27 protein-coding genes are annotated in these 26,308 nt (G+C 62.2%); 16 read left to right on the top strand and 11 right to left on the bottom strand.

Features of this window, described 5'->3' with window-relative positions; translation table 11 throughout:
• Positions 1-63: 63 nt before the first annotated feature.
• The 6 genes from NUH87_RS12255 (at position 64) to NUH87_RS12230 (ending at position 5,191) form a co-directional block, all read left to right on the top strand.
• Positions 64-1,188 carry a polysaccharide deacetylase family protein gene (locus NUH87_RS12255; protein ID WP_338526143.1) on the top strand — a complete coding sequence of 375 codons (1,125 nt, stop codon included), beginning with the start codon at positions 64-66 and terminating at the stop codon, positions 1,186-1,188.
• Positions 1,189-1,528: 340 nt separating this feature from the next.
• Complete coding sequence (locus NUH87_RS12250; RefSeq protein ID WP_040064450.1) at positions 1,529-2,923, top strand: PhoH family protein; 1,395 nt, start codon at positions 1,529-1,531, stop codon at positions 2,921-2,923.
• A gap of 134 nt (positions 2,924-3,057) precedes the next feature.
• Positions 3,058-3,531, top strand: coding sequence for a cyclic pyranopterin monophosphate synthase MoaC (gene moaC, locus NUH87_RS12245; RefSeq protein ID WP_040064451.1), 474 nt, complete (start codon positions 3,058-3,060; stop codon positions 3,529-3,531).
• Positions 3,528-3,770, top strand: a complete 243-nt coding sequence (locus tag NUH87_RS12240) for a MoaD/ThiS family protein (RefSeq protein WP_338526142.1) — start codon at positions 3,528-3,530, stop codon at positions 3,768-3,770. The genes moaC and NUH87_RS12240 overlap by 4 nt, the downstream gene beginning before the upstream one ends.
• 1 nt (position 3,771) lies before the next feature.
• Entirely contained in the window at positions 3,772-4,224 is a 453-nt protein-coding gene (gene moaE, locus NUH87_RS12235) for a molybdopterin synthase catalytic subunit MoaE (protein WP_338526141.1), read from the top strand.
• A gap of 190 nt (positions 4,225-4,414) precedes the next feature.
• On the top strand, positions 4,415-5,191 hold the full coding sequence (locus NUH87_RS12230) for an ABC transporter substrate-binding protein (RefSeq protein WP_338526140.1): 777 nt from the start codon (positions 4,415-4,417) through the stop codon (positions 5,189-5,191).
• Between the two features lie 43 nt (positions 5,192-5,234).
• Here the strand turns inward: NUH87_RS12230 and NUH87_RS12225 are convergent, their stop codons facing one another.
• The 5 genes from NUH87_RS12225 to NUH87_RS12205 all read right to left on the bottom strand — a co-directional run bounded on the left by NUH87_RS12225 (position 5,235) and on the right by NUH87_RS12205 (position 10,465).
• Positions 5,235-5,864: a transcriptional regulator gene (locus tag NUH87_RS12225; RefSeq protein ID WP_338526139.1), complete on the bottom strand. Its 630-nt coding sequence runs from the start codon at positions 5,862-5,864 to the stop codon at positions 5,235-5,237.
• A 166-nt stretch (positions 5,865-6,030) separates the two neighbouring features.
• Positions 6,031-7,158, bottom strand: a complete 1,128-nt coding sequence (locus NUH87_RS12220; protein WP_338526138.1) for an FAD-binding oxidoreductase — start codon at positions 7,156-7,158, stop codon at positions 6,031-6,033.
• Entirely contained in the window at positions 7,159-8,109 is a 951-nt protein-coding gene (locus tag NUH87_RS12215) for an ornithine cyclodeaminase family protein (protein WP_338526137.1), read from the bottom strand.
• A 147-nt stretch (positions 8,110-8,256) separates the two neighbouring features.
• The gene (gene rhlB / locus NUH87_RS12210; protein ID WP_338526136.1) at positions 8,257-9,732 is read right to left on the bottom strand and encodes an ATP-dependent RNA helicase RhlB; all 1,476 of its coding nucleotides are present in this window, start codon (positions 9,730-9,732) and stop codon (positions 8,257-8,259) included.
• A gap of 76 nt (positions 9,733-9,808) precedes the next feature.
• A complete protein-coding gene (locus tag NUH87_RS12205) occupies positions 9,809-10,465 on the bottom strand; it encodes an alpha/beta hydrolase (RefSeq protein ID WP_338526135.1) in 657 nt (218 codons plus the stop codon).
• 480 nt (positions 10,466-10,945) lie between these two features.
• Here NUH87_RS12205 and NUH87_RS12200 point away from each other — a divergent pair, with 480 nt between their 5' ends.
• The 4 genes from NUH87_RS12200 (at position 10,946) to NUH87_RS12185 (ending at position 15,108) form a co-directional block, all read left to right on the top strand.
• Positions 10,946-11,977 (top strand): amino acid ABC transporter substrate-binding protein, encoded by a 1,032-nt coding sequence (locus NUH87_RS12200; RefSeq protein ID WP_338526134.1) that lies wholly within the window; start codon positions 10,946-10,948, stop codon positions 11,975-11,977.
• A gap of 66 nt (positions 11,978-12,043) precedes the next feature.
• A complete protein-coding gene (locus tag NUH87_RS12195) occupies positions 12,044-13,225 on the top strand; it encodes an amino acid ABC transporter permease (protein WP_338526133.1) in 1,182 nt (393 codons plus the stop codon).
• Between the two features lie 10 nt (positions 13,226-13,235).
• Complete coding sequence (locus tag NUH87_RS12190) at positions 13,236-14,333, top strand: amino acid ABC transporter permease (RefSeq protein WP_338526132.1); 1,098 nt, start codon at positions 13,236-13,238, stop codon at positions 14,331-14,333.
• A gap of 10 nt (positions 14,334-14,343) precedes the next feature.
• The gene (locus NUH87_RS12185; RefSeq protein ID WP_338526131.1) at positions 14,344-15,108 is read left to right on the top strand and encodes an amino acid ABC transporter ATP-binding protein; all 765 of its coding nucleotides are present in this window, start codon (positions 14,344-14,346) and stop codon (positions 15,106-15,108) included.
• A gap of 70 nt (positions 15,109-15,178) precedes the next feature.
• Here the strand turns inward: NUH87_RS12185 and NUH87_RS12180 are convergent, their stop codons facing one another.
• Both NUH87_RS12180 and NUH87_RS12175 read right to left on the bottom strand, forming a co-directional pair.
• Positions 15,179-15,652 (bottom strand): type II toxin-antitoxin system MqsA family antitoxin, encoded by a 474-nt coding sequence (locus NUH87_RS12180; protein WP_338526130.1) that lies wholly within the window; start codon positions 15,650-15,652, stop codon positions 15,179-15,181.
• Complete coding sequence (locus NUH87_RS12175) at positions 15,652-15,960, bottom strand: type II toxin-antitoxin system MqsR family toxin (RefSeq protein ID WP_338526129.1); 309 nt, start codon at positions 15,958-15,960, stop codon at positions 15,652-15,654. Before NUH87_RS12175 ends, NUH87_RS12180 begins: the two co-directional genes overlap by 1 nt.
• Before the next feature lie 167 nt (positions 15,961-16,127).
• On the opposite strand from NUH87_RS12175, the gene NUH87_RS12170 reads away from it, so the two are divergent.
• The 5 genes from NUH87_RS12170 (at position 16,128) to NUH87_RS12150 (ending at position 20,091) form a co-directional block, all read left to right on the top strand.
• Positions 16,128-16,787, top strand: a complete 660-nt coding sequence (locus NUH87_RS12170) for a FadR/GntR family transcriptional regulator (RefSeq protein ID WP_338526128.1) — start codon at positions 16,128-16,130, stop codon at positions 16,785-16,787.
• Entirely contained in the window at positions 16,777-18,084 is a 1,308-nt protein-coding gene (locus tag NUH87_RS12165; RefSeq protein ID WP_338526127.1) for a CynX/NimT family MFS transporter, read from the top strand. Before NUH87_RS12170 ends, NUH87_RS12165 begins: the two co-directional genes overlap by 11 nt.
• 102 nt (positions 18,085-18,186) lie before the next feature.
• A complete protein-coding gene (locus NUH87_RS12160) occupies positions 18,187-18,657 on the top strand; it encodes a nuclear transport factor 2 family protein (protein WP_040064471.1) in 471 nt (156 codons plus the stop codon).
• 46 nt (positions 18,658-18,703) lie between these two features.
• Positions 18,704-19,024, top strand: coding sequence for a GIY-YIG nuclease family protein (locus NUH87_RS12155; RefSeq protein ID WP_338526126.1), 321 nt, complete (start codon positions 18,704-18,706; stop codon positions 19,022-19,024).
• Between the two features lie 125 nt (positions 19,025-19,149).
• The gene (locus tag NUH87_RS12150) at positions 19,150-20,091 is read left to right on the top strand and encodes a glutathione S-transferase family protein (protein WP_338526125.1); all 942 of its coding nucleotides are present in this window, start codon (positions 19,150-19,152) and stop codon (positions 20,089-20,091) included.
• Here NUH87_RS12150 and NUH87_RS12145 read toward each other — a convergent pair.
• Positions 20,066-20,419: a glutaredoxin family protein gene (locus NUH87_RS12145; protein ID WP_338526124.1), complete on the bottom strand. Its 354-nt coding sequence runs from the start codon at positions 20,417-20,419 to the stop codon at positions 20,066-20,068. The two genes, NUH87_RS12150 and NUH87_RS12145, sit on opposite strands and share 26 nt — an antisense overlap.
• A 3-nt stretch (positions 20,420-20,422) precedes the next feature.
• Positions 20,423-21,430, bottom strand: coding sequence for a nucleoid-associated protein YejK (gene yejK / locus NUH87_RS12140; protein WP_040064475.1), 1,008 nt, complete (start codon positions 21,428-21,430; stop codon positions 20,423-20,425).
• A gap of 389 nt (positions 21,431-21,819) precedes the next feature.
• Here yejK and NUH87_RS12135 point away from each other — a divergent pair, with 389 nt between their 5' ends.
• A complete protein-coding gene (locus tag NUH87_RS12135) occupies positions 21,820-22,101 on the top strand; it encodes an HU family DNA-binding protein (RefSeq protein ID WP_040064476.1) in 282 nt (93 codons plus the stop codon).
• An 86-nt stretch (positions 22,102-22,187) separates the two neighbouring features.
• Here NUH87_RS12135 and rlmF read toward each other — a convergent pair whose 3' ends face one another.
• Together rlmF and NUH87_RS12125 are read right to left on the bottom strand one after the other, a co-directional pair.
• Complete coding sequence (gene rlmF, locus NUH87_RS12130) at positions 22,188-23,216, bottom strand: 23S rRNA (adenine(1618)-N(6))-methyltransferase RlmF (protein ID WP_338526123.1); 1,029 nt, start codon at positions 23,214-23,216, stop codon at positions 22,188-22,190.
• 142 nt (positions 23,217-23,358) lie between these two features.
• Complete coding sequence (locus NUH87_RS12125; RefSeq protein WP_338526121.1) at positions 23,359-26,205, bottom strand: valine--tRNA ligase; 2,847 nt, start codon at positions 26,203-26,205, stop codon at positions 23,359-23,361.
• Positions 26,206-26,308: the final 103 nt, after the last annotated feature.

Below are 26,308 nucleotides of genomic sequence, written 5' to 3'. Positions count from 1 at the left end.
GCAAAGGCCCGGGCCCTCAGATCGGCTATAGTGCGCGGCGGGTTCTGAAATGGAGTCACCCTTTTGCGTATCGTTCTTTTCTTCTCGGCCCTGCTGGCCTGCCTCGCGGCCGTCGCTGCGCCAAACGACCCCGCGACCCTGGATCGCAGCACCTGGCCCGAACAACTGAGCAGCCCGACCTTGTTCGATGTCGCCTCGCGCGCGCAGATCCTGATGTTCGCCCATCTGCTGCTGGTCAGCGAGGTGCTCGACGAGCCCGCGCTGAAGAAGCGCCTGGGGCTCAAGCAGATCAACATGGCCGCCATCGACGCGGTGCGCCAGCGCATGTGGCAGCGCCTGCTGACCAGCTACAACGCCGCCCAGCAGAGCTGCGAACAGGATGCCTCCTTCTGTTTCTACGTCGAGGACATGGACAGCCTGCAAAAAGCCGCCGGCAAGTTCCGGGTCGCCGATGACTCCTTCTATGTGCGCTGGGCCGAACCCGCCCGGGCATTCAACGAACGTTACCTGGACGAGCAACTGCGCCTGGCCGCGCTGTTGCCGCAGACCAGCAGCGAAATCCAGCTGATGGGCGACCACGAGCGCAATGGCGAAGCTTTCAACGATCGTCTGTTCCTGCTGACCTTCGACGGCGGGCCGACGATGGCCCAGGGCAATACCGACGAGTTGGCCGACTACCTGCGCAAACAGAAGATCAGCGGCCTGTTCTTTGTCCTGGGCAACGCCTTGCAGGCCCGCCTGGATAGGACCTCGATGCCGGCGGTGCGGGAGCTTTACCGCCAGCAATGCGTGGGCGTGGAAGGCTGGCAGTACCGCTCCCACAGTCAATGGCAGGACTGGGAGGACTCGATCCTGCGCAGTGTCGCGCTGGTGCAGAACGCCGTCCCGGACAACTATGTCGCGCTCTTTCGGCCGCCTTACGGACAGCGTCGGGCCGACAGCGCGGCGTTTTTCAAGGCCCAGCACTTGCAGGTCGCGCTGTGGGATATCGACTCAGGGGACGTCACCGGCAAACTCAGTGCCGAACAGTCGGCCCAGCGGGTGATGACCCTGATGCTGCTCTGGCGTCGTGGGGTCATCGTGTTCCATGACACCCAGGACAAGGCGCGCACGGCGTTGCCCTGGCTGCTCAAGCAGACCGCCGAAAGCGGCATTGGCTGGCAGGAGTGCAAGGAAGCGTTTCGTTAGAAGGGGAGAGTGAAGTGCCCGGATTTGCTGGGCCAGGGAAAAATCAGGCGGTGATTTCAGTACAGGCAGACTTCCGACTTTAACGGTGCGCAGGCCACTCGCCAAGGGCTATTCGTCACTTTGAAAAATAAACTTCAAAAAACCGTCAAAGTGCTTTTTCCTGTCATGTCTTTTGCGGTATTACGGAGTCAGACCGCCGAAACCTGCAACACAGGTGGCGTCTTACAAGACCCTACTTGTGCACAGAACGCCTGCCCCTTCACAGGCGAAATCGGCGGTCACTTCGAGGCGCATCACCGTCAAGGTATTGCGTCGAATGGCCCCACAAAGGTGACCGAGTATGGATGATCGCGGACGCAATCCTTCTTCCAACGAGCCTATCCTCTACGTGCTCGATACCAACGTACTGATCCATGATCCGAACGCGTTACTGAACTTCGAAGAACACCATGTCGCCATCCCGATGACCGTGCTGGAGGAGCTCGACAAGCTCAAAAGCGGGCATCACAACGTCGCCGCCGAATGCCGGCAGGCGATCCGCCTCATCGACCAGACCCTGGGGGACGCCAGTCCCGAGGACGTCGAGCTGGGCGTCCCGATCCAGCGTGGCAAAAGCGGCCCCAAGGGCTTGCTGTCGATCCTGATGAGCAAGCGCAGCGAACCGAACCTGGTGCTGCCCGAACACCTGAACGACAACATCATCATCAACCAGTTGATCGATCTGCATGCGCGGGACAAGGACCTGCGCCTGGTCCTGGTGACCAAGGACATCAACATGCGCCTCAAGGCGCGCGCCTGCGGGATCGCGGCCGAGGACTACAGCACCGACCAACTGGTCGACGATGTGTCCTTGCTGCCCAACGGCTATCACGACGTCAAAGGCTCGTTCTGGGATCGCGTCAGCAAGGTCGAGACCCGTCAGGACCATGGCCGCACCTGGCATCAGGTACAACTGACCGACAACCTGCCGGCGGTGCACGTCAACGAATTCATCATCGACGAGCAGGGCTTCGTCGGCTGGGTCAAGGAGATCCGCGCCAATGTGCTGCTGATTCTCGATCTGCATCAGGAACCCCTGTTGCACCAGGAAGCCTGGGGCCTGAAACCGCGTGACATCTACCAGAGCCTGGCGCTGTTCGCCTTGCTCGATCCGGACATCCACCTGGTCAACCTGACGGGGGCCGCCGGTTCCGGGAAAACCATCCTGGCCCTGGCCGCCGCCATCGAACAGACCATGGTCAGCAAGCGCTACCGGCGGATCATCGCGACCCGCAGCGTGCAGGGCCTGGACCAGGAGATCGGCTTTCTGCCCGGCACCGAGGCGGAGAAGATGGAACCTTGGCTGGGGGCCATCACCGACAACCTCGAAGCCTTGCACATGGATGACGAAAGCACCCATGGCAGCGTCGACTACATCCTCAGCAAGGTGCCGTTGCAGTTCAAATCCCTGAACTACATCCGCGGTCGCAGCTTCCAGCAGAGCCTGATCCTGATCGATGAATGCCAGAACCTCACGCCGCACCAGATGAAGACCATCATCACCCGTGCCGGCGCCGGTTCCAAAGTGGTGTGCCTGGGCAACCTGGCACAGATCGACACCCCTTACCTGTCCGCGACCAGCTCCGGGCTGACCTACCTGACCGAACGCTTCAAGGACTTCCCGAACGGCGTGCACATCACCCTGCAGGGCGTGCCGCGTTCGATCCTGGCCGAATACGCCGAATCCCACCTGTAACTTCATCCACAACCAAGGGCGGCCAGGCGGCCGCCCTTTTTTATTGCCTGGGGATACCCTCCACCGGTTTTTCGGCGCGTGCGCAAAGCTGACCCACGGGTTTACAATCGAGGCTCCCGATCAGGAGTATCGCCGTGCTGACTCATCTCGATTCCCAAGGTCGCGCCAATATGGTCGACGTCACCGACAAGGCCGTGACCTTCCGCGAGGCGGTGGCCGAGGCCCGCGTGCGCCTGTTGCCCGAGACCTTGCGGATGATCGTCAGCGGCGGCCATCCCAAGGGCGATGTGTTCGCCGTGGCGCGGATCGCCGGCATCCAGGCGGCGAAGAAAACCTCCGAGCTGATTCCCCTGTGTCATCCCCTGATGCTCACCAGCGTCAAGGTCGAGCTGAGCGCCGAAGGCGAGGACGCGGTTCGGATCGTCGCGCGCTGCAAGCTGTCCGGGCAGACCGGCGTGGAGATGGAGGCGCTGACGGCCGCCAGTGTCGCGGCGCTGACCATCTATGACATGTGCAAGGCAGTGGATCGCGGCATGACCATCGAAAACGTGCGCCTGCTGGAAAAGCTCGGCGGCAAGAGCGGGCATTACCTGGCGGATGAAGCATGAAGATCGTCGTGAAGTTCTTTGCCCGCTACCGCGAGGCGCTCGGGGTGGATGAGCTGGTGGTGGAGGGGGATTTCGCCAGTGTCGATGATGTCCGTCGGTTTCTGCTCTTGCGCGAGGGCACGCAGGTCCTCGGCGAACAGAACCTGATGTGCGCGCGCAACGAGGACCTTTGCGCGCTCGACGAGCCGCTGGCCGAGGGCGACGAAGTGGCGTTCTTCCCCACGGTGACCGGAGGCTGAGATGGCGATTCGCGTGCAGGTGCAAGCGTTCGATCCGGGTGTCGAGGTCAATGCCTTGCACGCCGCCAACCTGGGGATCGGCGCGGTGGTGAGCTTTGTCGGCTACGTGCGCGATTTCAACGACGGGCGTGAAGTGGCGGGGATGTTCCTCGAGCATTATCCGGGAATGACCGAAAAGGCCCTGGGCAAGATCGTCGCGCAAGCCCATGAGCGCTGGCCGTTGCTCGGGCTGGAAGTGCTGCACCGGGTCGGCGCCCTGGAGCCGGGTGAGCCTATCGTGTTTGTCGGGGTAACCAGCGCCCATCGCCAGGCCGCGTTCGATGCCTGCAATTTCGTCATGGACTACCTGAAAACCCGCGCACCGTTCTGGAAAAAGGAAAACACCGCCGAAGGCCCGCGCTGGGTCGAGGGTCGCGCCAGCGATCAGGCGGCAGCAGAGCGCTGGAAGGGGTAAGCCCTGCGCCGTCCATTCGGACACTTTCAAAAACTCATCGGTGCATGGCTTTCTGACAGAGGGCACGCATTTGCTCGTTGACGAAATGTACTTAAAAGTCCAGCATGGACTCATAAGTACAAAGCATTGAAATCGCCTTCCTTCTACTGTCTTGCCACAACACCTCAAATAAAAGAGCGGGAGTTCCAGCATGAAGAAGTTCACCCTGATCGGCGGTCTGGCATTGGGCCTGTTGGCCAGCAGCAGTTCGTTTGCCGCCGAACCGACCTTGCGCATCGGCATTGAGGCGGCTTACCCGCCATTCGCCTCGAAGACCTCCGAAGGCACCATCGTCGGCTTCGACTACGACATCGGTAACGCCTTGTGCGCGCAGATGAAGGTCAAGTGCGAGTGGATCGAGGGCGAGTTCGACGGTCTGATCCCGGCCTTGAAGGTCAAGAAAATCGACGCGGCGCTGTCGTCCATGACCATCACCGACGAGCGCAAGAAGTCGGTGGATTTCACCCACAAGTACTATTTCACTTCATCGCGCCTGGCGATGAAGAAGGGCGCGGTGGTGGATGATCATTACGCCAGCCTCAAGGGCAAGACCGTCGGCGTGCAGCGCTCCACCACCACCGACCGTTACGCCACGGAAGTCTTCGAGCCGCTGGGTATCAAGGTGATGCGCTACAGCAATAACGAAGAGATCTATATGGACCTGGCGTCCGGGCGGCTGGACGCGATCTTTGCCGACACCATCCCCCTGGACGATTTCCTGTCGATGCCGCGCGGCGCCGGCTACGCCTTTGTCGGGCCGGAGCTGAAGGATCCGAAGTACGTGGGCGAGGGCGCCGGGATCGCGGTGCGCAAGGGTAACGGCGAGTTGGTGAGCAAGCTGAACAAGGCCATCGACGGGCTTCGCGCCAGCGGCGAATACCAGAAGATCGAGGGCAAGTACTTCAAGACGGATATCTACGGCGACTGATTGCGAAACACCGGACCTGCTTTCGCAGGTTCGGTGTTGGCCCTCAAACCTCCGCCTTCAACTCCTTCAGGTGCTTGTACACCGTCGCCCGCCCCATGTTCAGCACGTTGGCCACGTAGTTGGCCGCGCTCTTGCCCTTGAACGCCCCCTCGGCATGCAACGCCAGCACCAGTTCGCGCTTGTGGTCGCGGGTCAGCAGGTTCAGCCCCAGCTGCCGCTGGCGTAGCCAGTTGTGCAGGAAGGTGTTGATCCGCTCCTGCCAGTCATCGCGAAACAGCGCATCGGGCTGCGGGATCAGTTTGTTCGGCGAGAGGAACAGGTCCAGCGCCGCCTTGGCGCTTTCGAACAGGGAAATATTCAGGTTGATGCACAGCATCGCCAGCGGCGTGCCCTGGGCGTCGTGCAGTACCGTGCTGATGCTGCGAATCTTCTGGCCGTCCCAGTTGAGTTTCTCGTAAGGACCGATGTTGCGCTCGTTGATCCCTTCTTCGAGCATGTCCTCCAGCGCCGCGTCATCGCCGATCTCACGCTTGGAGATATTGTTGGCGATGTAGTCGATCCGTTGCGTGCGCAGGTCGTGCAGTACCACTTCCGCATGGGGAAAGAACAGCGTGGCGATGGCATCGGCAATCGCCCGGAAGTTGTCCAGGGCAGGGGCCTGTTTGGGGGTCATGGTGATTCTCCAGGCAACTTCGGCGCCCTGGGGAGGGGCGCCAAAGGAAAACAGCTGGTGCGTCGATCAGGTCGCCTGGCAAGAGGCTGGCCTGATCGCCGCGCGGCGGATGGGTAACACTCCAGGTACGAGCGTACAAGAAGTGTGCCGCAATCGACGTTTGCCGTCATCCGAGACGGGCAGGGGAGAGCATCGCGGCGTCGAGGCCGAAGTGTTCGAGGTGCTCGGGCAAGGCCTGGCCGCGCACCAGCGCCGCGCTGGCCTGGCCCATGGCCGGTGAGGTCTGGATGCCGTAGCCGCCCTGGGCGGCGACCCAGAACAGGCCGGGCACCTGAGGATCGAAACCCGCGACCAGGTTGCCGTCGCTGACGAAACTGCGCAGGCCGGCCCAGGTGCGGGTCGGGCGGCGGATGGTCAGGGTGGTGGCTTCTTCGATCTGGTAGATGCCCAGGGCGATGTCCAGTTCTTCGGGTTGGACGTCGTGGGGCTCGACCGGGTCGGCGTTGGCCGGGGAGCCGAGGAACATACCGGCATCCGGCTTCATGTAGAAGGATTCGTCGAGGCTCACCAGCATCGGCCAGTCGTGGATATCCAGGCCTTCGGGCGGCGCGAAGATAAAGGCGGCCCGGCGCTTGGGTTGCAGGCCCAGGGGACGGGCGCCGGCCAGTTCGCCGATCTGGTCGGCCCAGGCACCGGCGGCGTTGATCACCACCTTGGCGCTGAAGGTCTGCCCGGCGGTGCGGACTTGCCACAGGCCTTCGGCGTCGCGCTCGAGGCCGAGGACTTCGCAGTCGGTGTGGACCTCGCCCTGCTGGCGGCGGATACCGCGCAGGTAGCCCTGGTGCAGGGCATCGGTGTCGATGTCGCTGGCGCTGGGGTCGTAGATCGCCCCGTGGACCTTGTCCCGGCGCAGGATCGGCAGGCGCGCGCAGGCCTGGTCGGCGCTGAGCAGCTGCGTCTCGGGCACGCTGGCTTTCGCACTGAGGTATTGCTGTTGCAGTTCATCCGGGTCGCCGGTGAAGTCCACGGTCATTTCGCCCCGGGGGGTGAGCAGCGGGTGTTCGGCGAAGCCGGGCGGCGGCGCGTCGAAAAAGGCCCGGCTGGCGAGGGTCAGGGCGCGGACCTGGGCGGTGCCGTAGGCGGCGGTATAGAGGGCGGCGGAACGTCCGGTGGAGTGGTAGGCCGGGTGCGATTCACGTTCGAGCACTATCACCCGGCCGTGCCCGGCCAGCCAGAAACCGGTGGAGGCGCCGGCAATGCCGCCGCCGATGATGATGAAGTCTGCCTGGTTCATTTAGTTGATCCCGTGGTGCAGGTGATAGACCGCATTGGCCAGGGCGATGTCTTCCAGGCCCAGGCCGATGGAACGGAAGAAGACATGGCGCTCGTACGTCGGCCGTGGTGTCTGCTCGCTCAGCAGTTCGGCCAGGTCGCCGCGGATCTGCCCGACGTCCCAACCGTGCTGGCCGGCGGCGATCAACATCTCTCCAGCCGATCCCGGCGTGGTCTGGCGATAGTCGCAGTAGACCTGCATGTCGCTCAAGGCCTGCGGCGGCACTTCATGGGCGCGCGCGGCGTTGGTGCTGATGGACGTGATCAGCGCCGGCTTGCGCAACCGGCTCGGGTCGATGACCGGCGTCGCCGAGGAGGTGCAGAGCAGGATGACGTCGGCGTCCTCGAGGGCCTGGTCGAGCTGCTCGGCGATGCGCAGGCGCGGCTCGATGTCGTTCAGGCGGGCGCGCTTGTCGGCATTCATGTTGGGCGAATAGAGGCTGATGCCCTGCCAATCGCGCAGGTCCTTGGCGTAGTGCAGGTGCGCCTGGGCGACCGGGCCGCTGCCGATGATGGCCAGGCGCCTGGCGTCCAGTGGGGCCAGGGCGTCCACGGCCACGGCGGTGGTGGCCGCGGTGCGCGCGGTGGTCAGTTCGCCGGCATCGCACAGCAGTAACGGCTGTCCGGTGCGCATGGACATCAGCAGGGTCCAGGCGGTCACCAGCGGGCCTTGCTCACGGACGATGTAGGGCGAGGTCTTGACGCCATAGACCTGGTCATCGGCCAGCACGCCCAGGTAGTTGATGAAGTCGCCGGCGCCCTGCGGGAACTCCACCAGTTGCTGGGCCGGTTGCACCGCCTGCCCGGTCGCCAGGTCGCGGAACAGCTTGCGCAGGATCTGCGGCACGTCGATCTGCTGCAGGAGTCGATGCGCCTGGTGGCTGTCGATCACGTAGGGGGTGAGGCCGGACATGAGGTGCTCCCGAAGGTTGTTGTTAAACTTATTTGTCCATTATGGACTTTTAGTTTATTTCGGCAATCACCGGGCGAAAAAAAACGCCGCCTGGTATCGGGCGACGTTTTTGGCTGCAGCTTTGATTGCGGGTTGAGCGATCAGGCCTCAGGGACGCTGGCGCACCACCGGCCGCAACAACTCGGTGGGCGGCATTTCGCAGCTGATCTTGTGCCCCAGCATGGCTTCGATCGCCGGCAACTGGTAGGAGTCGTCTTCGCCGGCGAAGCTGATGGACACGCCGTCGGCACCCGCCCGTCCGGTCCGGCCGATGCGGTGGACGTAGTCGTCCGGCACTTCCGGCAGGGTGAAGTTGATCACGTGGCTGATGCCGTCGATATGGATCCCGCGACCGGCCACATCGGTGGCCACCAGCACGCGGATCTTGCCTTCGCGGAAACCTTCCAGGGTCTTGATGCGCTTGTGCTGCGGCACGTCGCCGGACAATTGCGCGGCGTTGACGCCGTCGCGCACCAGGCGCTCCTCGATCCGCCGCACTTCATCCTTGCGGTTGGCGAACACGATGACCCGCTCCCAGCCATTGTCGGTGACCAGGTTGTAGAGCAGCTTGTACTTGTCGGCACCGGCCACGGCGTAGACGTGCTGCTCGACGTTGGCGTTGGCCACGTTCTGGGCTTCGATCTCGACGATGGCCGGGTCCGTGGTCCATTGCTTGGCCAGGTTCATCACGTCGTCGGTGAAGGTGGCCGAGAACAGCAGGGTCTGGCGCTCGGTCTTGGGCGGCGTCTGGCGGATGATCTGCCGGACCTGCGGGATGAAGCCCATGTCGAGCATGCGGTCGGCTTCGTCCAGCACCATCACCTCGACCATGTCCAGGTGCACTTCACCGCGCTGGTTGAAGTCCAGCAGGCGGCCGGGGGTGGCCACCAGGATGTCGCAGTGACGGGCTTCGAGCAGCTTGAGCTGCTTGTCGAAGTCCATGCCGCCGACGAACTGCATGACGTTGAGGCCGGTGTACTTGGTCAGGTCAGCGGCGTCCTTGGCGATCTGCACCACCAGCTCGCGGGTCGGCGCGATGATCAGCGCCCGTGGCTCGCCCATGTAGCGCTCTTTCGGCGGCGGGGTCTGCAACAGCTGGGTGATGATCGAAATCAGGAAGGCGGCGGTCTTGCCGGTGCCGGTCTGGGCGCGACCGATGGCGTCCTTGCCGGCCAGGGTAAAGCCCAGGACCTGCGCCTGGATCGGCGTGCAGTAGGGAAAACCGAGGTCGTGGATGGCGTGCATCAGTTCCGGCGCGAGCTTGAAGTCATGGAAGCGGGTTTTGCCTTCCTGCGGCTCGACGACGAAGTCCTCGATCTTCCACGGCTTGACGGGCGGCTTCGGCGCTCGTTCACGGCGCGGTTGGGCGACTTTCGGCTGTTCGGCGCGTGGCGCTTCAGCCGCGGCTGCCGGCTGCGCGGGTTGGGCGGCCGGGGCTTTCGGTTTGACGGCAGGCTCGGCGCGCTCCGCGGGGTGGCCGTGACTGCGGCTGTCGGCGCTTGGGACGGGGGCGCTGGAGCCTGGCGCGAGCTGCTCAGCCTCGCTTTTACCGAATATTTTTTTGAGTGCTTTGAGCACGGTCATCTCATTAATTTGGTTAAGGAATGTACGCCGGCCAGTGTAATGCAAGAATCGGGCGCGGCGTAGTGCGTTACCGCGATCAGCGCAAACGAGCGGCCAGCCAGGTACCGATGTCCTGGATTTCTTCGGGTAACACTTCGTGGCCCATTGGGTATTCCTGCCATGTCACGGTGACATCAAGGCGCTTGAGGTGCTCATAGGCGGTCCGTCCCATGGCGTTCTGGACCACTTCGTCATAGTGGCCGTGCAGGCAGAGCACCGGAATCCGCTGTTGGCTGGCCGAAATTTGCAGTGTGTCGCTGAAGGTTGGGGCGTAGGTCGACAGCGCCAGCACGCCGCCCAGGGCGCCTTGCCACTTCAGGAAGGCGGTGTGCAGCACCACGGCGCCGCCCTGGGAAAAGCCGGCGAGGAAGATCCGCGAGGGGTCGATACCCGCGGCCCGCTGGGCTTCCACCAATTCGATGACGGTCGCTGCCGATTCCTCAAGCTCTTCTAGACTGATGGAACGCGCCGGGCTCATGGCCTTGATGTCGTACCAACTGGGCATGGCGTAACCGCCATTGATGGTCACGGCACGGGTGGGCGCCTGGGGCAGGACGAAGCGCGTGCTCGTCAGGCTTTCCTGCAGCGCCTCGGCCACTGGCAGGAAGTCGTAGCGGTCGGCACCCAGCCCGTGAAGCCAGATAACACAGGCGTCGGCGGTCTTGGCGGGGTGGATGATCAGTGGCTCGGTCATGTGTGCTCCATTAGTGTGCGTGCGCTCCGCAAGTGTGCGCGGTTACGGTGCGTAACGAGTGAATTCGTTAATAAAGTGTCGCAAATTTGACTGTTTTTCTATTGACCTGTGGCTGAATCGCTTTAGCCACCACTATGGTACGGGCTTTGCTATGGGAGAACCGAGTGAATGCATTCACCCCTGGCGGTAACACTATCAGTCTACCGCTGGCCGTGGGATAGCACATGAATCCGTTCAGGCGGGTTCTGCTTCACGTTCGCCGAGGGCCGGCAGGGCTTTAGCGAATCTGGAAAGGGCTGAGGCCCGTTCGGCCAATTTGGTGGGCGGTGAGTTTTTCAGACGGGAGATTTTCTCCTACTAAACTCATAGCTCAAGTCTTTAGCCGCTTGACCCAAAAAAAAGCCAGCACGGGTTAACAGCGCCTCATAAGGGTGCGGCTAGACTCTAGCTCCGACACAACAAGAGCAATTGGAGGTTTGAATGAAGATGTTGAAATCCACCCTGGCAGTCGTGACTGCAGCGGTCGTACTGGGCGTCAGCGGTTTCGCGCAAGCAGGCGCTACCCTGGATGCCGTACAGAAGAAGGGTTTTGTTCAGTGTGGCGTGAGTGACGGCTTGCCGGGCTTCTCGGTGCCTGATGCTTCCGGCAAGATCGTCGGTATCGACGCTGACGTCTGCCGTGCCGTGGCCGCTGCCGTATTCGGCGACGCGACCAAGGTCAAGTTCAGCCAGTTGAACGCCAAGGAGCGCTTCACCGCGCTGCAATCGGGCGAAATCGACATCCTTTCGCGTAACACCACCATGACCAGCTCCCGTGACGCCGGCATGGGCCTGTTCTTCCCGGGCTTCATCACCTACTACGATGGCGTCGGCTTCCTGGCCAACACCAAGCTGGGCGTGAAGAGTGCCAAGGAACTGGATGGCGCGACCATCTGCATCCAGGCCGGTACCACCACCGAGCTGAACGTCTCCGACTACTTCCGCGCCAACGGCCTGAAGTACACCCCGATCACCTTCGACACCTCCGACGAAAGCGCCAAGTCGCTGGAATCCGGTCGTTGCGACGTGTTGACCTCGGACAAGTCCCAGTTGTTCGCCCAGCGCAGCAAGCTGGCGTCGCCGAAAGACTACGTGGTACTGCCTGAAACCATTTCCAAGGAGCCCCTGGGCCCAGTCGTGCGTAACGGCGACGACGAGTGGAACAAGATCGTCCGTTGGGTCGGCTACGCGCTGCTCAACACCGAAGAAGCTGGTATCACTTCGAAAAACGTCCTGGAAGAAGCCAAGTCCACCAAGAACCCGGACGTTGCTCGTCTGCTGGGTAGCGACGGCGAATACGGCAAGGACCTGAAACTGCCGAAGGACTGGGTCGTCAAGATCGTTGCCCAGGTCGGTAACTACGGCGAGATCTTCGAGAGAAACCTCGGCAAGAGCACTCCGCTGGAAATCGACCGCGGTATGAACGCTCTGTGGAACAAAGGCGGCATTCAATACGCACCTCCTGTGCGCTGATTGACCTATCGCCCGGCAGGCCAACTGCCGGGCGATGTTCCTGTTCCGTTTTTCCTGGGGCACTCCATGCAAAATCAAATCGGCGCACCCAAGCAGAGACTCAGTCTCAGCGACCCTAAAGTGCGTGCGTGGCTATTTCAGATCATCACGATTGTCGCGGTGGTCTCGTTGGGCTGGTACCTGTTTCACAACACCCAGACCAACCTGCAACACCGGGGCATTACCTCGGGTTTCGGCTTTCTTGAGCGCAGTGCCGGTTTCGGTATCGCCCAGCACCTGATCGACTACACCGAATCGGACAGCTATTCGCGCGTATTCGTCATCGGTCTGCTCAATACCCTGCTGGTCACCTTCATCGGCGTCATCCTGGCGACCCTGCTCGGTTTCATCATCGGCGTGTCGCGACTGTCGTCGAACTGGGTGCTTAACAAGCTGGCCACCGTCTACATCGAGGTGTTCCGTAACATCCCGCCGTTGTTGCAGATCCTGTTCTGGTACTTCGCGGTGTTCCTGACCATGCCGGGACCGCGCAACAGCCATAACTTCGGCGACACCTTCTTCGTCAGCAGCCGTGGCCTGAACATGCCGGCAGCCATTGCCTCGGCGGGTTTCTGGCCGTTCGTGATCAGCGTTGTGCTGGCCATCGTGGCGATCGTGCTGATGTCCCGCTGGGCCACCAAGCGCTTCGAAGAAACCGGCGTACCGTTCCACAAGTTCTGGGTTGGCCTGGCGCTGTTCCTGGTGATCCCGGCGTTGTGCGCCCTGATCTTCGGCGCGCCTGTGCACTGGGAAGTTCCCACGCTGCAAGGGTTCAACTTCGTTGGCGGTTGGGTATTGATCCCTGAATTGCTGGCATTGACCCTGGCCCTGACGATCTACACTGCGGCGTTCATCGCCGAGATCGTGCGCTCGGGCATCAAGTCGGTCAGCCACGGCCAGACCGAAGCGGCGCGCTCCCTGGGCCTGCGCAACGGTCCGACCCTGCGCAAGGTGATCATCCCGCAAGCCCTGCGCGTGATCATTCCGCCGCTGACCAGCCAATACCTGAACCTGGCGAAGAACTCGTCCCTGGCCGCCGGTATCGGTTACCCGGAAATGGTCTCGTTGTTTGCCGGTACGGTGCTGAACCAGACCGGGCAGGCCATCGAAGTCATTGCCATCACCATGAGCGTGTACCTGGCGATCAGTATCAGCATTTCCCTGCTGATGAACTGGTACAACAAGCGCATTGCGCTGATCGAGCGGTGAGGAAACGCCCATGAGTTCTCATACTTTCAAACCCGACATGCCACCGCCGAGCAACAGCATCGGCGCGGTGGCGTGGATGCGGGCCAACATGTTCTCCAGCTGGCTCAACACGCTGCTGACCTTGTTCGCCTTCTACCTGATCTACCTGATCATCCCGCCGCTGCTGCACTGGGCCTTCCTGGACGCCAACTGGGTCGGCACCACCCGCGCCGACTGCACCAAGAGCGGCGCCTGCTGGGTGTTCATCCAGCAGCGTTTCGGCCAGTTCATGTATGGCTACTACCCGCCCGAGCTGCGCTGGCGCGTGGACCTGACCGTGTGGCTGGCGGTACTCGGCGTGGCACCGTTGTTCATTCCGCGCGTCCCGCGCAAGGCGATCTACGGCCTGGGTTTCCTGGTGCTGTACCCGATCATTGCCTTCACCCTGTTGCGCGGCGGTTACCTGGGCCTGGACAACGTCGCCACCACCGAATGGGGAGGCCTGATGCTGACCCTGGTCATCGCCACCGTCGGTATCGCCGGGGCCTTGCCGTTGGGGATCATGCTGGCGTTGGGGCGGCGTTCGAACATGCCGGCGGTGAAGGTGGTCTGCGTGACCTTCATCGAGTTCTGGCGTGGCGTGCCGTTGATCACCGTGCTGTTCATGTCCTCGGTGATGCTGCCGTTGTTCCTGCCCGAAGGCATGAACTTCGACAAGTTGCTGCGGGCGCTGATCGGGGTGATCCTGTTCCAGTCGGCCTATGTCGCCGAAGTGGTCCGCGGCGGCCTGCAAGCCATTCCCAAGGGGCAGTACGAAGCCTCTGCCGCCATGGGCCTGGGTTACTGGCGCTCGATGGGCCTGGTGATTCTGCCGCAAGCCTTGAAGCTGGTGATCCCGGGGATCGTGAACACCCTGATTGCGCTGTTCAAGGACACGAGCCTGGTGATCATCATCGGCCTGTTCGACCTGCTCAACAGCGTCAAGCAAGCCGGCGCCGACCCGAAATGGCTGGGCATGGCCACCGAAGGCTACGTGTTCGCCGCCACGGTGTTCTGGATTTTCTGTTTTAGTATGTCCCGCTATTCCATGCATTTGGAACGCAAGCTGGACACAGGCCACAAGCGTTAGGAGTTTTTTCATGAGTGAAGCTATCAAACAGCCTGTGGGTCCTGAAGGCATTATTCAAATGCAGGGCGTGAACAAGTGGTACGGCCAGTTCCACGTGTTGAAAGACATCAACCTGAACGTCAAGCAGGGCGAGCGTATCGTCCTCTGCGGCCCGTCGGGTTCGGGCAAGTCCACCACCATCCGCTGCCTTAACCGTCTGGAAGAGCACCAGCAGGGCCGTATCGTGGTCGATGGCGTGGAGCTGACCAACGACCTCAAGCAGATCGAAGCGATCCGTCGTGAAGTCGGCATGGTGTTCCAGCACTTCAACCTGTTCCCGCACCTGACCATCCTGCAGAACTGCACCCTGGCGCCGATGTGGGTACGCAATATGCCCAGGCGCGAGGCGGAAGAAATTGCCATGCACTACCTCAAGCGCGTGCGTATTCCGGAGCAGGCCCACAAGTTCCCGGGCCAGTTGTCCGGTGGTCAGCAGCAGCGTGTGGCGATTGCCCGTGCCTTGTGCATGAAGCCGAAAATCATGCTGTTCGACGAACCGACCTCGGCGCTCGACCCGGAAATGGTGAAAGAGGTTCTGGACACCATGATCGGCCTGGCCGAAGACGGCATGACCATGCTCTGCGTGACCCACGAAATGGGCTTCGCCCGCACCGTGGCCAACCGCGTGATCTTCATGGACAAGGGCGAAATCGTCGAACAGGCCGCGCCGAACGACTTCTTCGACAAACCGCAGAACGAGCGGACCAAGCTGTTCCTGAGCCAGATCCTGCATTGATCGGCAGGCGTTGAATGAAAAACCCGGACTTGGTCCGGGTTTTTTTTGAGCTTTGCCTGCGTCGTCTCGATCAGGTGAGCGGGTGTTTCTCTTCTCTGGTGCTGGGTGGATGCCAGAGTCCCTTGCCTTCGCTGATGCTCTTGATGTCTTCGACCAATTCAGGGTGTCGATCCAGGAGATGCATCAGTACGAACAAGGGTTTTGGTGGATCGATTTCCGCCCTTTCATAACGTGAGAACGCATTGTGTCCACCACCCGAAAGCAGCTCCACGGCCGTGCGTTGAGTGAAATGAAGTTTGCGGCGGATTCGCTTCATCTCATTGGCGACCTCTCGCCTCGACTGATAAACCAGCTCGTCGCTGGCGTCTGAATAGCGCTGGGCGCTTTCATGATCAAGCTCGATCTCCGAGCAGGTCTCGCACTGCCAGCCCGAGAGTCCAGGGACCGATTTTTTCAACGCTTTGAAGTCGACTTCGAAGTCCCGACCTTCAAACCAGTGCATGGCGTTATGTGTGCCACAGCTGACGCAGTCCTGTCGTTTCATCACTCACTCTCCTTGAAGGAGATAACCGGAGGCCCGCCGGCAGGGCGGTAGCTCACTTTTATATAAATCAATCTACCTGGGAGCGGATAGTGGTAAACGTCCTGCCAGATTCTGTGATCAGCGTAGGTGGTCATTGATTTATAAAGCATCCTTCTTTCCAACGATTTAATGATTTGCAGCATATCGACGAGGGTGAACCCCATTTTCCTGCCGCCATCCCTGGCACTTAACGTGAATGCTGTGGCGCCAAGTCTTGTCACGTCCGTCTTGATCGCCGCCAGATCGTAATGAGGTGTTTTCTTTTCCATAAGACACCTTTGATGTAGTAGAACGCAAAATTACCCTAAAAGGGTAATTTTTAGATAGGCGGCGACTTCTCCATTTCTTGTAGGAATCGTTGGTTCTTGAACACACAGTCAGGTTTGGAGTAACCTTTTTTAAATTCATCCTATGATTGGATGTTAGAGTGATTTCCATGTCTCAAAGTACTCCCCTCATCAAGCGCTCCCTGGTCGACCAGGCCCTGGAGCAATTGCGCGAACGCATCAGCCGTGGCACCTGGGCCGTGGGCGCGCGGCTGCCCACCGAGCCGGAGCTGGCCGCGGAGCTGGGCATCAGCCGCAATACCATGCGTGAAGCCCTGCGCGTGCTGGCGTTTTCCGGGCTGATCGAGATCCGCCAGGGCGACGGCAGCTACCTGCGGGCGACCATCGATCCGTTGGCGACCATGCAGGCGCTGTCGCGCTGTTCCCTCGACCAGGCCCGCGAGACGCGGCACAGCTTCGAGGTCGAGGCCGTCGGCCTGGCGGCCCTGCGGCGTACCGAGGAGGACCTCAAGGGCTTGCGCGAGGCCCTCGATATCAGCGGCGACCACTATCACGGCGACCTCGACAGCTACATCCGCTGCGACCTGGTGTTTCACCAGCGCCTGATCGATGCGGCGCACAACCCTATGCTCAGCGAGCTGTACCGCTACTTTTCCAGCGTGATCGCCAGTGCCCTGCGCCAGACCCTGGATATATCCCCTCGTCGCCAATCGGTGTTCGACCTGCATGTCGCCCTGTTCGAAGCCGTGGAGCAACAGGACCCTGAACGCGCCAAGGCGCTGTGCCGGACCTTGATCAATGAACCTTGAAACCGAACGTCCCATGTCCCGTTCTGCTGCAGAAACCCGCACTTCCCCTCGGTCTGCCGAACTCGACCGACTGTTGATCGACGCCGAGGCCGATGACGATCAGGTCCAGCACAGCCAGCCGGTGCTACACCGTCCCTGGCTGTTGCTGCTGGGCCTGGTGCTGGTGGCGCTGAACCTGCGACCGGCGTTGTCGAGCATGGCGCCATTGCTCGGCGAGGTGTCCCGCAGCCTGGGCCTGTCCGCGGCCAAGGCCGGCCTGTTGACCACTTTGCCGGTGCTCTGCCTCGGCCTGGCAGCGCCCCTGGCACCATTGCTGGCCCGGCGTTTCGGCAGCGAGCGGGTGGTGCTGGGGATTCTGCTGACCCTGGCGGGCGGGATCATTCTGCGCAGTTCGCTGGGCGAGTTCGGCCTGTTTGCCGGCAGCGTGCTGGCCGGCGCGAGCATCGGGGTGATCGGCGTGCTGTTGCCCGGCATCGTCAAGCGTGACTTCTCGCGGCAGGCCGGAACCATGACCGGCGTCTACACCATGGCCCTGTGCCTGGGCGCGGCCCTGGCGGCGGGAGCCACGGTGCCGCTGAGCCAGCACTTTGGCGAGAGCTGGTCGCTCGGCCTGGGCTTCTGGGTGTTGCCCGCGCTGGTGGCGGGGATTTTCTGGTTGCCGCAGGTGGGGCAGAAGCACGGTGCCCACCACGTGGCCTACCGGGTGCGCGGTTTGCTGCGCGATCCGCTGGCCTGGCAGGTCACCCTGTACATGGGCCTGCAATCGTCCCTGGCCTATATCGTCTTCGGCTGGTTGCCCTCGGTGCTGATCGGGCGCGGCCTGAGCGCCACCCAGGCGGGGATCGTGCTGTCCGGCTCGATCCTGGTGCAACTGGCCAGCTCACTGGCGGCACCCTGGCTGGCGACTCGGGGCAAGGATCAACGGCTGGCGATTGTCGTGGTGATGGCGCTGACCCTGGGCGGCCTGTTCGGTTGCCTGTATGCACCGCTGGAAGGACTCTGGGGCTGGGCGATCCTGCTCGGCCTGGGGCAGGGTGGTACGTTCAGCCTGGCGCTGACCCTGATCGTGTTGCGCTCGCGCGATGCTCATGTGGCGGCGAATCTGTCGAGCATGGCCCAGGGGGTCGGCTACACCCTGGCCTCCATGGGGCCGCTCGCGGTCGGGCTGGTGCATGACTTCACCGGAGGCTGGGGGGCGCTGGGCTGGATCTTCGGCGTGATCGGCCTCGGTGCCATCGTCGCCGGGCTCGGTGCCGGTCGGGCGCGTTATGTGCAGGTCACCAGCGAAAAACTCTGAATCGTCCCGCACTTCCGGTATTCGGATCGCGAATGCCGATAGTCAGCCGCGCATTTGCAGACTATCGTGCAGGCGATCCCTTTACCTGCATGGTGCCTGTTCATGAGTGATGCCAACAACGCGTTGATTACTGAGTTCTATAAAGCGTTCCAGCGGCTGGATGCCGAGGCCATGAGTGCTTGCTACACCGAGGATGTGCTGTTCAGTGATCCGGCGTTCGGCGAACTGCGGGGCCGTGATGCCGGCGATATGTGGCGCATGCTGACCACCCGGGCCAAGGACTTCTCCCTGACTTTCGACAATGTCCGGGCCGACGAACGCAGCGGTGGTGCCCATTGGGTCGCGACCTACCTGTTCAGCCAGACCGGCAATACCGTGGTCAACGATATCCAGGCGCGCTTCGTGTTTCGCGACGGCAAGATCTGCGAGCACCATGACCAGTTCGACCTGTGGCGCTGGGCGCGTCAGGCGCTGGGAACCAAGGGGCTGCTGCTGGGCTGGACGCCGCTGGTCAAAAACGCCGTTCGTGCCCAGGCCCTGAAAGGCCTGAAGGCATTCCAGGCGAGCCGCTAGGTTCTGCTAAGATCGCCGCCCCGTTACCGATCAAGCCCTTAGTCACGTGAATATCAGCGAAACGCTCAGTGCCGAGACGCCACCTGCGGTCAAACCCTGGTTTGTCTATCTGGTGCGTGCCGCCAACGGCTCGCTGTATTGCGGGATCAGCGATGACCCGCAACGGCGTTTTGCCTCGCACCAGAGCGGCAAGGGTGCGCGCTTCTTCCATTCCAGCCCGGCGGTAGCGCTGGTGTATGTGGAGGCGTGCCGCGACAAGGGCGACGCCCTGCGCCAGGAACGCCTGATCAAGAAATTGCGCAAGAGTGCCAAGGAAACCCTGGCGGCGGGGTTCAGCCTGGAAGCCTTTACGGCGGCGCAGGGATGACCCGGGACGCCTTTCGACGCTCTTGCAATTGATGCCATTGATAAAGCGACATCAGGCCACTTGGGTAGGCCGCACGCGATTTGCAGGCTAAGCTGGAGGCTCCTATCTGCCCGGCGGACCCCTGCATGTCTGAGTTGATTCTGCATCATTACCCGACGTCTCCCTTTGCCGAAAAGGCCCGCTTGCTGCTGGGCTTCAAGGGGCTGTCCTGGCGCTCGGTGAACATCTCGCCGGTGATGCCCAAGCCCGACCTGACCGCGCTGACCGGTGGCTATCGGAAAACCCCGGTGCTGCAGGTCGGCGCCGATATCTACTGTGACACGGCCTTGATCGCCCGGCGCCTGGAGCAGGAAAAGGCGATGCCGAGCCTGTTCCCCGAAGGCCGGGAAATGGTCGCGGCGACCTTTGCCGCCTGGGCCGACTCGGTGGTGTTCGCCCACGCGGTCAGCCTGGTGTTCCAGCCTGAGTCGGTGGCGGTGCGCTTTTCCCGATTGTCCCCTGAGCAGATCAAGGGCTTCATGATTGACCGCGCCGGTCTGTTCAGCGGCGGTTCGGCCGCGCGCGTCCCGCTGGAGGTGGCCAAGCACCAGTGGCCGGTGTTCATGGCGCGGCTGGAGCAGCAACTGCAGCGCGAGGAGGGGGACTTCCTGTTTGGCGAGCCGTCCATTGCCGATATCGCCATGGCGCATCCGCTGTGGTTCCTCAAGGCGACGCCGGTGACCGCGCCGTTGGTGGATGCCTATCCGGCAGTGGCTGCCTGGTTCGCCCGGGTCATGGCGTTCGGGCATGGCGCGGCGAGTGAGATGAGCGCCGAACAGGCCTTGCAGGTGGCGCGCGAGTCGACGCCGGCAGCGCTTCCCGGCGAGCGCTTCGACGACCCGAACGGCTTTGTGGCCGGCCAGCCGGTGATCGTCGCCGCGACCGATTATGGGGTCGATCCGGTGGCGGGCGAGCTGGTGTTTGCCGGTAGCGAAGAGCTGATCGTGCGTCGTGAGGATGAGCGCGCAGGCGTGGTGCATGTGCACTTCCCACGGCTCGGGTTCAGGATCGAAGCGCGGCCAGAATAGCCTCTGGCTCATACCCGCGAATCAAGGTGCCGTTCACGTCCAGGATCGGGATCCCGCCGCCGCCCAGGGCCTGATAGGCCTTGCGCGCCACGGCGTCTTTCTCGATATCGAATTCCCGGTAGGGAATGCCTTTCTGGTCGAGAAAGCGCCGGGTCTGCTTGCAGTAGCCGCACCAGTCGGTGGCATAGAGCACCACCCGGGCCTTGGCCCGGGTCTGCTCGGAGACGACCTGGCCCGGATTGAACACCCGCTCGATCTTGCCCCAGTTCTGATAGACCACCACCACCAGCAGGATCAGCAGGACCTTCTTCAACATGCCTGTGAGCATGGCTCAGTCCTTGCGCCGCTTGAGCTGATCGGTCAACTGGGTCGGCAGGCCCTTGATGATCAGGGTGCCGGCTTCTTCGTCATACTCGATCTTCGAACCCAGCAGGTGCGCCTCGAAGCTGATGGATAGGCCTTCGGCGCGGCCGGTGAAGCGACGGAACTGGTTCAGGGTGCGCTTATCGGCCGGGATCTCTGGCGACAGGCCGTAGTCCTTGTTGCGGATATGTTCGTAGAAGGCCCGTGGACGATCCTCGTCAATCAGCCCGGAGAGCTCTTCCAGGCCCATGGGCTCGCCCATTTTCGCCTGGCTGCTGGCGTAGTCCACCAGGGTCTTGGTCTTTTCCCGGGCATCGTCCTCGGGCAGGTCTTCGCTTTCCACGAAGTCGCTGAAGGCCTTGAGCAGGGTGCGGGTCTCGCCCGGACCGTCGACGCCTTCCTGGCAGCCGATGAAATCTCGGAAATACTCCGAAACCTTTTTGCCGTTCTTGCCTTTGATAAAGGAAATGTACTGTTTGGACTGCTTGTTGTTCTGCCACTCGGAGACGTTGATCCGGGCTGCCAGGTGCAACTGGCCCAGGTCCAGGTGGCGCGACGGGGTCACGTCCAGCTCGGCGTTCACCGCCACGCCTTCGCTGTGGTGCAGCAGGGCGATCGCCAGGTAGTCGGTCATGCCTTGCTGGTAGTGGGCGAACAGCACATGGCCGCCCACCGAGAGGTTGGACTCCTCCATCAGCTTTTGCAGATGCTCGACGGCAATCCGGCTGAATGCGGTGAAGTCCTTGCCGCCGTCCAGGTACTCCTTCAGCCAGCCGCTGAACGGGTGCGCGCCGGACTCGGCATGGAAGAAGCCCCAGGCTTTGCCCTGCTTGGCGTTGTAGTTCTCGTTGAGGTCGGCGAGCATGTGCTCGATGGCCTGGGACTCGGCCAGTTCGGAGTCACGGGCATGCAGGACCGCAGGGGTGCCGTCGGGCTTTTTGTCGATCAGGTGGACGATGCAATGACGGATCGGCATAGGTTTCTCGGCTGGTTTGTCAGGGGGAGGGCGGGCTCCCCGGAAAAGCGCCCAGTGTACCGCACCCGTGGGCTGAATCCGCCTTTGCACGGTCGTTCTGGAGGCATGAGCGGTTTCAGAGAGCTTTTTTTTCGAAAACGAGCGCAAAAGCTGACCAAATGGCTAGGTAGAGGCGGATATTTCCCCGTCTCTGTGCTAGTTTTGCCCGGTCTTGCGCTCGGTAACGGCGCAAAGCGTGCATTCAGCAGGTGTCACGCCGAACCAAACCCCTTTTCTGCTATCTACATCCGCGATCCGTCGTGGTTTGTCAGCGGGGGGCATAAGGCAGGCACGATGGCTGACACTGCACTCTGCAATCCAAATGAATTTGATAGGGAAGGAACATCTCAATGGCTATTACCAAAGACCAACTGATCGCCGATATCGCCGAAGCTATCGACGCGCCGAAAACCACCGCGCGTGCCGCTCTGGACCAACTGGCCCAGATCGTTGCTGATCAATTGGAAAACGGCGGCGAAATCACTCTGCCAGGCGTTGGCAAGCTGAAAGTGACCGAGCGTCCAGCCCGTACCGGCCGTAACCCGTCGACTGGCGCTGCCATCGAAATCCCTGCCAAGAAAGTGATCAAGCTGGTTGTGGCCAAGGTCCTGACCGACGCTGTGAACAAGTAAGATGCAGTGAAACCGTGCCTCGGAGCGATCCGGGCACGGTTTTTTTCGCCTGTGCAAAGGTGATGGGCCCGACCCGGGCACGTGACTCAGCCGTTAAGCCGGCTCCAGCGCTCCTGGCGCCATGCTTGGCGTTGGGCCAGGTCCTGGAACGTCCAGGCGACAAAGCGGCTTTGTTTCTGGCCCTGAGACATCTCCACCACCTTGCTCTCCAGGGCGCCGGCCTTCTTCAGCGCCGCTTCGATGGCCGGCAGGTTCGAGGCCTTCGATACCAGTGTGCTGAACCACAGCACCTGGTTCGACAACTGCGGGCTTTCGCTGATCAGTTGGGTCACGAACCGCGCTTCGCCCCCTTCACACCACAATTCCGCCGCCTGGCCGCCGAAGTTCAGCACGGGCAGTTTGCGCTTGGGATCGGCCTTGCCCAGGGCGCGCCATTTGCGTCGGCTGCCGCTTTGGGCTTCGTCCAGGGAGGCGTGAAACGGCGGGTTGCACATGGTCAGGTCGAAATGCTCGGTGCTTTCCAGCAGGCCGCTGAGGATGTGTTTCGGATTGCCTTGCAGGCGCAGGCTGATGGCCTTGTTCAGGCCGTTGGACTGGACGATGGCCTTGGCGGCGGCCAGCGCCGTGGCGTTGATGTCCGAGCCGAGAAACTGCCAGCGGTAGTCGCTGTGGCCGATCAGCGGGTAGATGCAGTTGGCGCCGACGCCGATATCCAGCACGCGCACGGCGGCGCCGCGGGGGATCACGCCTTCGTTGCCGTCGGCCAGCAGGTCGGCGAGGAAATGCACATAGTCGGCCCGGCCTGGCACCGGCGGGCAGAGGAAGTCCGTCGGAATGTCCCAGTGGGCGATGCCGTAGAAGGTCTTGAGCAGGGCGCGGTTGAACACCCGCACGGCAGCCGGGTCGGCGAAGTCGATGCTTTCCTTGCCGTAGGGATTGAGGATCACGAAGCGGCCCAGTTCGGGGCAGTTCTTGATCAACTGGGGGAAGTCGTAGCGGCCCTGATGACGATTGCGCGGGTGCAGGCTGGCTTTTTCGCGGGGCTCGACGGCCTTGGCCGGGGTCGCGGGCTTGGGCTTCTTGCGCGGGGCTTTGGGTTTGCTCGGGGCATTCATGGGCAGGGTCGATTCGGGCAGGGCTTGGAATGGCGGGCATTGTCCCATATTCACCGGCGGCGTGCGGCAAGCTCGCCCCTACAGGTTTTCTGGAGGCATGAAAAAGGACCCCGTAGGGTCCTTGTTCAGTCAAGCGTCAGGCTTACAGACTGGCGATTCGCGCATGCTGCTCGGCCAGCTTGCCCAGGGCCTGTTCGGCCTCGGCCAGCTTGGCGCGTTCCTTCTCGATGACTTCGGCCGGGGCCTTGTCGACGAACGCGGCATTCGATAGCTTGCCGCCGACCCGCTGCACTTCGCCCTGCAGGCGCTGGATTTCCTTGTCCAGGCGCGCCAGTTCGGCACCCTTGTCGATCAGGCCGGCCATCGGCACCAGCACTTCCATCTCGCCAACCAAAGCGGTAGCGGACAGCGGCGCTTCGTCGCCAGCAACCAGTACGGTGATGGACTCGAGCTTGGCGAGCTTCTTCAGCAGTTGCTCGTTCTCGCTCAGGCGCCGCTGGTCCTGGGCATTGACGTTCTTCAGGAACAACGCCAGTGGCTTGCCCGGGCCGATGTTCATCTCTGCGCGGATGTTGCGCACGCCCAGCATCAGGCCCTTGAGCCATTCGATGTCGTCTTCGGCGGCCTGGTCGATACGCGCTTCGTTCGCCACCGGCCACGGTTGCAGCATGATGGTCTTGCCCTCTGCCCCGACCAGCGGCGCCAGGCGCTGCCAGATTTCCTCGGTGATGAACGGCATGAACGGATGCGCCAGGCGCAGGGCCACTTCCAGCACGCGCACCAGGGTGCGGCGGGTGCCGCGCTGGCGTTCGACCGGCGCGTTCTCATCCCACAGCACCGGCTTGGACAGTTCCAGGTACCAGTCGCAATACTGGTTCCAGATGAACTCGTACAAGGCCTGGGCGGCCAGGTCGAAACGGAACTGGTCGAGCTGGCGGGTCACTTCGGCTTCGGTGCGCTGCAACTGCGAGATGATCCAGCGATCGGCCAGGGACAGCTCGAAGGCTTCGCCGTTCTGGCCGCAGTCTTCGCCCTTGTCCAGCACGTAGCGCGCGGCGTTCCAGATCTTGTTGCAGAAGTTGCGGTAGCCTTCGACGCGGCCCATGTCGAACTTGATGTCGCGACCGGTGGAGGCCAGCGAGCAGAAGGTGAAGCGCAGGGCGTCGGTGCCGTAGCTGGCGATCCCTTCGGCGAACTCGGCGCGGGTCTGTTTCTCGATAGCTTTTTGCAACTTGGGTTGCATCAGGCCGGTGGTGCGTTTCTCCACCAGGGCTTCGAGTTCGATGCCGTCGATGATATCCAGTGGGTCGAGGACGTTGCCCTTGGACTTGGACATCTTCTGGCCCTGACCGTCACGCACCAGGCCGTGGACGTAGACGGTCTTGAACGGTACTTGCGCCGTGCCGTCCTCGTTCTTCACCAGGTGCATGGTCAGCATGATCATCCGGGCGACCCAGAAGAAAATGATGTCGAAACCGGTCACCAGCACGTCGGTGGGGTGGAAGGTCTTGAGGAAGTCGGTCTGCTCCGGCCAGCCCAGGGTGGAGAAGGTCCACAGGCCCGAACTGAACCAGGTGTCGAGGACGTCGTTGTCCTGTTGCAGCGCAACGTCCGGACCCAGGTTGTGCTTGGCGCGCACTTCGGCTTCGTCGCGACCGACATAGACCTTGCCCGACTCGTCGTACCAGGCCGGAATCCGGTGGCCCCACCACAGCTGGCGGCTGATGCACCAGTCCTGGATATCGCGCATCCAGGAGAAGTACATGTTCTCGTACTGCTTGGGCACGAAGGCGATGCGGCCGTCTTCCACGGCGGCAATGGCCGGTTCGGCCAGCGGCTTGGTGGAGACATACCACTGGTCGGTCAGCCACGGCTCGATGATGGTGCCGGAGCGGTCGCCTTTCGGCACTTTCAGGGCATGATCGTCGACGCTGACCAGCAGGCCGGCCGCTTCGAACGCGGCAACGATTTCCTTGCGGGCCTGGAAACGGTTGAGGCCGACGTATTCAGCGGGCAGTGTGCCGTCGATCGCTTCGTTGACGCTGCCGTCGAGGTTGAATACCTGGGCCGCCGCCAGCACTTCGGCGTTCTTGTCGAAGATGTTCAGCAGCGGCAGGTTGTGGCGCTTGCCGACTTCGTAGTCGTTGAAATCGTGGGCCGGGGTGATCTTCACGCAGCCGGTGCCGAATTCAGGGTCGCAGTAGTCGTCGGCGATGATCGGGATGCGGCGGCCGACCAGTGGCAGCTCGACGAATTTGCCGATCAGGGCTTTGTAGCGCTCGTCGTTCGGGTTAACGGCCACGGCGGCGTCGCCGAGCATGGTTTCCGGACGGGTGGTGGCGACGATCAGGTGGTCCAGGCCTTCGGCGGTCTTGGCACCGTCAGCCAGCGGGTAGCGCAGGTTCCACAGGAAGCCTTTCTCGTCGTGGTTTTCCACTTCGAGGTCGGAAATCGCCGTGTGCAGCTTGGTGTCCCAGTTGACCAGGCGCTTGCCGCGATAGATCAGGCCGTCCTCGTGCAGGCGCACGAAGGCTTCCTTCACCGCTTCCGACAGACCGTCGTCCATGGTGAAGCGCTCGCGGCTCCAGTCCACGGACGAGCCCAGGCGACGGATCTGCCGGCTGATATTGCCGCCGGACTGATCCTTCCATTCCCAGACCTTTTCGAGGAATTTCTCGCGGCCCAGGTCGTGGCGGCTCTGACCCTGGGCTTCGAGTTGGCGCTCCACCAGCATCTGGGTGGCGATCCCGGCGTGGTCGGTGCCCGGCTGCCACAGGGTGTTGCGACCCTGCATGCGGCGGAAACGGATCAGGGCGTCCATGATCGCGTTGTTGAAACCGTGGCCCATGTGCAGGCTGCCGGTGACGTTCGGCGGCGGGATCATGATGGTGTAGGAGTCGCCGGCGCCTTGCGGGGCGAAATAATTCTCGGACTCCCAGGTCTGGTACCAGGAAGTTTCAATGGCGTGCGGCTGGTAGGTCTTATCCATGCGCGGCGGGACCCTTAGGCATTAATTCAGGAAAGCCGGCAAGTATAACGGGGATATGGCGCGGGGCGTAGAGCGAGGTGAGCGCTCGTAGCACAAATATGCC

The organism is Pseudomonas batumici (assembly GCF_036585405.1).
Classification (GTDB): Bacteria; Pseudomonadota; Gammaproteobacteria; order Pseudomonadales; family Pseudomonadaceae; genus Aquipseudomonas; species Aquipseudomonas batumici.
This window is presented reverse-complemented; position numbering and strand designations above follow the sequence as displayed.